Source organism: Flavobacterium sp. (assembly GCF_031411595.1).
GTDB lineage: Bacteria > Bacteroidota > Bacteroidia > Flavobacteriales > Flavobacteriaceae > Flavobacterium.
This window is the reverse complement of sequence record NZ_JANOBI010000056.1, coordinates 37435-43532: the sequence shown is the minus strand read 5'-3', so window position 1 is coordinate 43532 and position 6098 is coordinate 37435. Positions and strand designations below refer to the sequence as shown.

General features: G+C 37.7%; 5 protein-coding genes. All 5 read left to right on the top strand.

What is annotated here, in order from left to right:
* A partial coding sequence (locus RMO03_RS13240; protein ID WP_309642584.1) for a 4Fe-4S dicluster domain-containing protein occupies positions 1-950 on the top strand: 950 nt, incomplete at its 5' end.
* A gap of 154 nt (positions 951-1104) precedes the next feature.
* A complete protein-coding gene (locus RMO03_RS13235; RefSeq protein ID WP_309642583.1) occupies positions 1105-1551 on the top strand; it encodes a phosphoheptose isomerase in 447 nt (148 codons plus the stop codon).
* A 153-nt stretch (positions 1552-1704) separates the two neighbouring features.
* Positions 1705-2496, top strand: coding sequence for a (Fe-S)-binding protein (locus RMO03_RS13230; protein ID WP_309642582.1), 792 nt, complete (start codon positions 1705-1707; stop codon positions 2494-2496).
* A gap of 58 nt (positions 2497-2554) precedes the next feature.
* Positions 2555-3037, top strand: a complete 483-nt coding sequence (locus RMO03_RS13225) for an ABC transporter ATPase (RefSeq protein WP_309642581.1) — start codon at positions 2555-2557, stop codon at positions 3035-3037.
* A gap of 10 nt (positions 3038-3047) precedes the next feature.
* Positions 3048-6023 (top strand): glycoside hydrolase family 3 N-terminal domain-containing protein, encoded by a 2976-nt coding sequence (locus RMO03_RS13220; protein WP_309642580.1) that lies wholly within the window; start codon positions 3048-3050, stop codon positions 6021-6023.
* The last annotated feature ends 75 nt before the right edge of the window (positions 6024-6098 follow it).

Below are 6098 nucleotides of genomic sequence, written 5' to 3'. Positions count from 1 at the left end.
CCTGTGTGGTGTTTTTGTTGCGCAGAAATACCCTTAAAATAAAACGCTTTTGGGGCCGAGAGATGACTTCGTGGCCACGATCCGATGCGAATTATATATTAATTACCGAAATATTATTAATGACCGCTTTTTTAACCATGAATGCCTGTGATTTATTACTGCAAGATATGGGTAGTGAGCATTATATAAAAGCGGGTTCATTCCCAGTTAGTTCCTACTGGTCCTCTATCTTCATGGGGTTAAACGAAGGAACACTTATTTTTATCGAACGCTTTTGCTGGTGGTTTCATATACTCGGTATTTTTGCTTTTTTAAATTACCTCCCCATTTCGAAGCATTTGCATATTATGCTGGCATTCCCGAACACATACTTTTCGAATTTACAACCCAAAGGAGGATTAACAAATATGGAATCGGTACGCAGAGAAGTGGAGTTAATGATGGATCCTACCAAAGACCCTTTTGCAGCGCAACCCGTGTCGGAGATCCCTGCTCGTTTTGGCGCTAAAGATATTTTTGATTTAAAATGGACCAACTTAATGGGTGCTTATTCATGTACTGAATGTGGCAGATGTACATCGGCATGCCCCGCAAATATTACCGGTAAACTTTTAAGTCCAAGAAAAATAATGATGGATACCCGTGATCGTTTACAGGAGGTTGGAAAAAATATTGAAAAGAACGGCTCGTTTGTAGATGATGGAAAAACCCTGTTGAACGATTACATAACAGTTGAAGAATTACGTGCATGCACCACCTGTAACGCTTGTGTGGAGGAATGTCCGGTAAATATTAGTCCGTTGTCCATCATTATGGATATGAGAAGGTATTTGGTAATGGAACAAAGTGCAGCGCCAATGTCATTGAACAGTATGATGAGTAATATTGAAAACAATGGTGCACCATGGCAATACAACCAACAAGACCGATTGAATTGGAAAAATGAATAATAATTGATTTGATTTTTAAAATCTGAATTAGATTGTGATTTATCATAATTAATAATAAAATTAATAATTAACAACAAATAAAAATTCTCTTATAAAGTGAGGTTAAGGGTGTTTTTAATGCATTTCAAAAAAATAAATTAGAAACAAAACGAAAATGAACACAGAAGATTTAGACAAGCAATTAGTTGCTGCAACAGAAAACGGACATACGATTAGTCCAATTTTACCTGAGGGAATTAAGAATTATTTAATCGATATAGACGGAACTGTTTGCGACGATATTCCAAACGAAGAACCTGAAAGAATGTTGACAGCTGAAGTATATCCTGATGCGTTGATTACATTGAATAAATGGTACGATGAAGGCCACGTGATTTTCTTCTTTACATCAAGAACAGAAGCGCATCGTGAATTCACAGAAATCTGGCTCAAAAAACACGGATTCAAATACCACGGCATTCTATTCGGAAAACCACGCGGTGGAAACTACCATTGGATCGATAATCACTTGGTGAAAGCCACACGTTACAGAGGAAAATTCACCGACTTAATCGAAAAAGAAGTAACCATTCAGGTATTCGATGACGGAAAACACGAATAGAGCTACTGAGTAACTGAGTGCCTAACCCGAGCGAGCCACACGATGTGAATTGTATGGAACGTAGTGGAATAAGTGCCTGAGTTATGAAGTTGTAAATTGAAACAATCTGTTGCTCAGTAACTCAGCTACTCAGCAACTCAGCAACTAAAAATTATGGCAGAGCAATTAATAGTGCCAACCATGGCCGAAATGTTAGCCCAAGGCAAGCAACCCGAAGTTTTATTTTGGGTAGGTTGTGCTGGAAGTTTTGACGATAGAGCTAAAAAAATCACCAAAGCTTTTGTTAGAATTCTAAATCGCGCGAATGTTGAATTTGCAGTTTTAGGAACCGAAGAAAGTTGCACTGGCGATCCGGCAAAAAGAGCAGGGAATGAGTTTCTGTTTCAAATGCAAGCCATGATGAATATCGAAGTGCTCAATGCGTATGAAGCCAAAAAAATTGTGACGGCTTGCCCGCATTGCTTCAATACTTTAAAAAATGAATATCCGGAATTGGGTGGAAAATACGAGGTTATTCATCACACCGAATTCCTAAAATCACTATTAGATTCTGGTCGATTAACCATTGAAGGTGGCCAATTTAAAGGAAAACGAATCACGTTTCACGATCCTTGTTATTTAGGTCGTGCCAACAATATCTATGAAGCGCCGCGCGATTTAATTCAAAAATTAGATGCAGAACTTGTAGAAATGAAACGCTCTAAAGCCAACGGTTTGTGCTGTGGTGCCGGTGGCGCACAAATGTTTAAAGATGCCGAACCCGGAAATAAGGAAGTCAATATCGAAAGAACGGAAGACGCATTAGAAACGCAACCACAAATCATTGCCGCAGGTTGTCCGTTTTGCAATACCATGTTAACCGACGGTGTCAAAAATAAAGAACGCGAATCTGACGTTAAGGTTATGGATATCGCCGAACTAATTGCCAATGCCCAAGATTTATAGCTTACAGATTCAGAAAATCTAATAATCTTACAATCTAATAATCTTAAAATCTACAAACATGTACGTTCCTTTTGAAAATTTACCACCGGAATCCAAAATATGGATATACCAATCGAATAGAAAATTTACTGAGGAAGAATGGGCAGCCATTGAAGCCGATTTAAAGATATTCATCGATTCTTGGGCAGCGCACGGAACTAGTTTAGAAGCTTCGTATTTGTTGAAATACTACCGTTTTATTATACTCGCAGTGAATCAGGAAGTGCAAATGGCAACCGGCTGTTCTATCGATAAATCGGTTGAATTCATTCAAAGTCTCGAAAATAAATACGCCGTTGATTTGTTAGATAAAATGAATGTAACATTCAAATTGGGTGAACACATCGCGCACAAACCATTGATTGAATTCAAAAAAATGGCCAAAGACAAAGCCGTTTCTGAAAACACCATCGTATTCAATAATCTTGTGAATACCATCGAAGAATGGAACGATAACTGGGAAGTCCCCGCCGCAGAAAGCTGGCACAGTCGTTTCTTTTAATTTTCCATTAATGAAAAAATCCTTTTTTAAAATAGGCTTCTGGATAAGCATTGTGATATTAGGAATTAGTTGCGCAAGTAAAAAAGTAGCCGTTATTCCGCCGCCTGTTATAGTTCCTGAAGTTAAAATGGTAGCAGATAATTTCGACCCCGATTTTGATTCCGCCATTGAAAAAAAATGGGTAGACAGCATCTACAATACTTTAACTTTTGATGAACGCATCGGACAATTGTTTATGGTTTCTGCGTATTCGAATAAAGATTCCGTTCATGTAAAAGCCATCGACAAATTGATTCAGGAAAACAAAGTCGGTGGATTGATTTTCTTCCAAGGCGGACCGGTGCGTCAAGCCAAACTTACGAATCGTTTTCAATCGGAATCTAAAGTTCCTTTATTAATCGGAATCGATGCTGAATGGGGTTTGAGCATGCGTCTAGATTCTACTTATCGTTATCCTTTCAACATGACTTTGGGTGCCATTCAAAATAAAAAACTCATTGAAACTGTCGGCATTCAAATGGGCGAACAAAACAAAAGAATAGGTGTTCATTTCAATTTCGCTCCGGTTTTAGACATCAATACCAATCCAAAAAATCCTATCATTGGTTTCCGTTCTTTTGGCGAAAACAAAGTAAATGTAACCGAAAGTGCTTTAGCGTTGATGAAAGGCTATCAAAGTCAAGGATTACTCGCCACAGGAAAACACTTTCCCGGGCATGGTGATACCGAAATTGATTCGCACGCTGCTTTGCCAACAATCACTTTTTCAAAAGAGCGTTTGGACTCTGTTGAAATGTATCCTTACAAAAAATTATTTGTCGAAGGATTGGCTTCCGTAATGGTGGCGCATTTAAACGTTCCTAGTTTAGAGCCGAAACCCAATATTCCATCGTCGGTTTCGCATAATATTATTACCGATGTACTCAAAAATCAATTGGGTTTTAAAGGATTGATTTTTACCGATGCTTTGAATATGAAAGCCGCCAAAAACTTCCGCGAACCAGGTGAAATCGACCTTGAAGCTTTCCAAGCCGGAAATGATATTTTGCTATGCGCTGAAAATGTGCCTGTAGCTGCGGAGAAAATTTGTATGGCATATCAGGATTCCTTAATTACGGAAGAACGATTGGCTTATTCGGTCAAGAAAATCCTTAAATACAAATACAAAGTTGGATTGAATGCATTCAATCCAATAACGATTCCTGGCATATATACCGATATCAATCCAATTAAAAATGATGCATTGCAATATGAACTCTATGAAAATGCCATCACAGTTTTAAAAAATAAAAATGATATCCTGCCTTTGGCGAATCTTGAAAATGAGAAAATCGCGTATGTTAAATTGGGCGATGATGTCAACAGTGCTTTTGTTTCGACTTTGAAAAAATATACTGAAGTTACTGAAATCAATGATGATGATTTAGAATGTTTGAAAGATTCTTTGCAACAATTTACTAAAGTTATAGTCGGTTTTCACAAATCAGACAAAGCATGGAAAAGCCACGCGATGAGTGAAAAAGATTTGACTTGGTTGACTGAAATTGCCAAAAATAATATTACCATTTTAGATGCGTTCACCAAACCTTACGCTTTGATTCCGGTTACTGCTTTTGATGAAATTGAAGGCGTTGTAGTATCGTATCAAAACAGTGATATCGCTCAAATCGTTTCCGCCGAATTGCTTTTCGGAGCGATTGATGCCAGAGGAAAATTGCCGGTTTCGATTAATGAACAGTTTAAAGCGAATGATGGTTTAACCACCACAAAACTCAACCGATTGGGTTTTACCGTTCCTGAAAATGTTGGAATGAATTCGACAACTTTAGCTAAAATCGAAAACTTAGCCAATTACGCCATTACCAAAAAAATGACACCGGGCATTGAAATTTTAGTGGCGCGAAAAGGAAAAGTGGTGTATCAAAAATCTTTTGGTTATTATACTTATGACAATAAAACTAAAGTTAGCAATGCCAATATTTACGACATAGCTTCATTAACCAAAATCATAGCAACTTTACCCAATGTGATGCAACAATACGACCAGCAAAAAATCACAATGGAAACGCCGTTGAAAGTATTGCTGCCGATGTTCAATAATTCAGACAAGCAAGACATTCCATTTAAAGATTTGTTGTCGCACTACGCTAGACTTCAAGCGTGGATTCCATTTTACAAAGCTACTTTAGACAGCGCAAAAATGCCGCTTCCAAAGTATTATAGCAAAGTAGCAAATGCACAGTTTTCGAAGCAAGTGGCTGACAGTTTATTCATGCGCAATGATTACCATGATTCGATTATGAAGATGATTGTCGACAGTAAATTGTTGCCTAAAAAAGAATACAAATACAGCGATTTCACATTCATTATTCTTAAAGATTACCTTGAAAGTGTTACAGGTAAGAAGCTTGATGTTTTGGTGCAAGAGCAATTTTATAAATCGATTGGAATGAATAATACGACATTCAATCCTTTACAACGATTTGCTAAAGACAGTATTCCTCCGACAGAAATTGATACGTATTTCCGTCACCAACAAATTCAAGGTTACGTTCACGATATGGAAGCCGCGATGGAAGGCGGAGTAGGGGGTCACGCCGGTATTTTTTCAAACGCTATGGATGTCGCTAAGATGATGCAAATGTATCTTCAAAAAGGAAACTATGGTGGACATCAATATTTTTCTGAGAAAACATTTACGGATTTTAATACTTGTTATTTCTGTGCAGAAGGCAATCGTAGAGGCGTTGGTTTCGACAAACCGCAACTTCCGGGAACTAGCGGGCCGACTTGCGGTTGTGTTTCTTTAACGAGTTTCGGACACACCGGATTTACAGGAACTATGGCTTGGGCGGATCCAGACGATGAATTGGTTTATGTGTTTTTATCGAACAGGACCTTTCCGGATTCAACCGTCAATACTTTATCGAAAGAAAATATTCGAGAAGACATTCAGAAAGTGATTTATGAAGCTATTACTAAATAATCTAAACGATTGATTTTTAACATCACCTATGAATTTTAATTCATGTAAAATCAATTATATTTGTCAAAATTTAAA

What these genes read in the sequence shown, in the direction of transcription:
- RMO03_RS13235 (WP_309642583.1), top strand. Translation starts at nt 1,105, where the DNA reads ATGAACACAGAAGATTTAGACAAGCAATTAGTTGCTGCAACAGAAAAC.
- RMO03_RS13230 (WP_309642582.1), top strand. Translation starts at nt 1,705, where the DNA reads ATGGCAGAGCAATTAATAGTGCCAACCATGGCCGAAATGTTAGCCCAA.
- RMO03_RS13225 (WP_309642581.1), top strand. Translation starts at nt 2,555, where the DNA reads ATGTACGTTCCTTTTGAAAATTTACCACCGGAATCCAAAATATGGATA.
- RMO03_RS13220 (WP_309642580.1), top strand. Translation starts at nt 3,048, where the DNA reads ATGAAAAAATCCTTTTTTAAAATAGGCTTCTGGATAAGCATTGTGATA.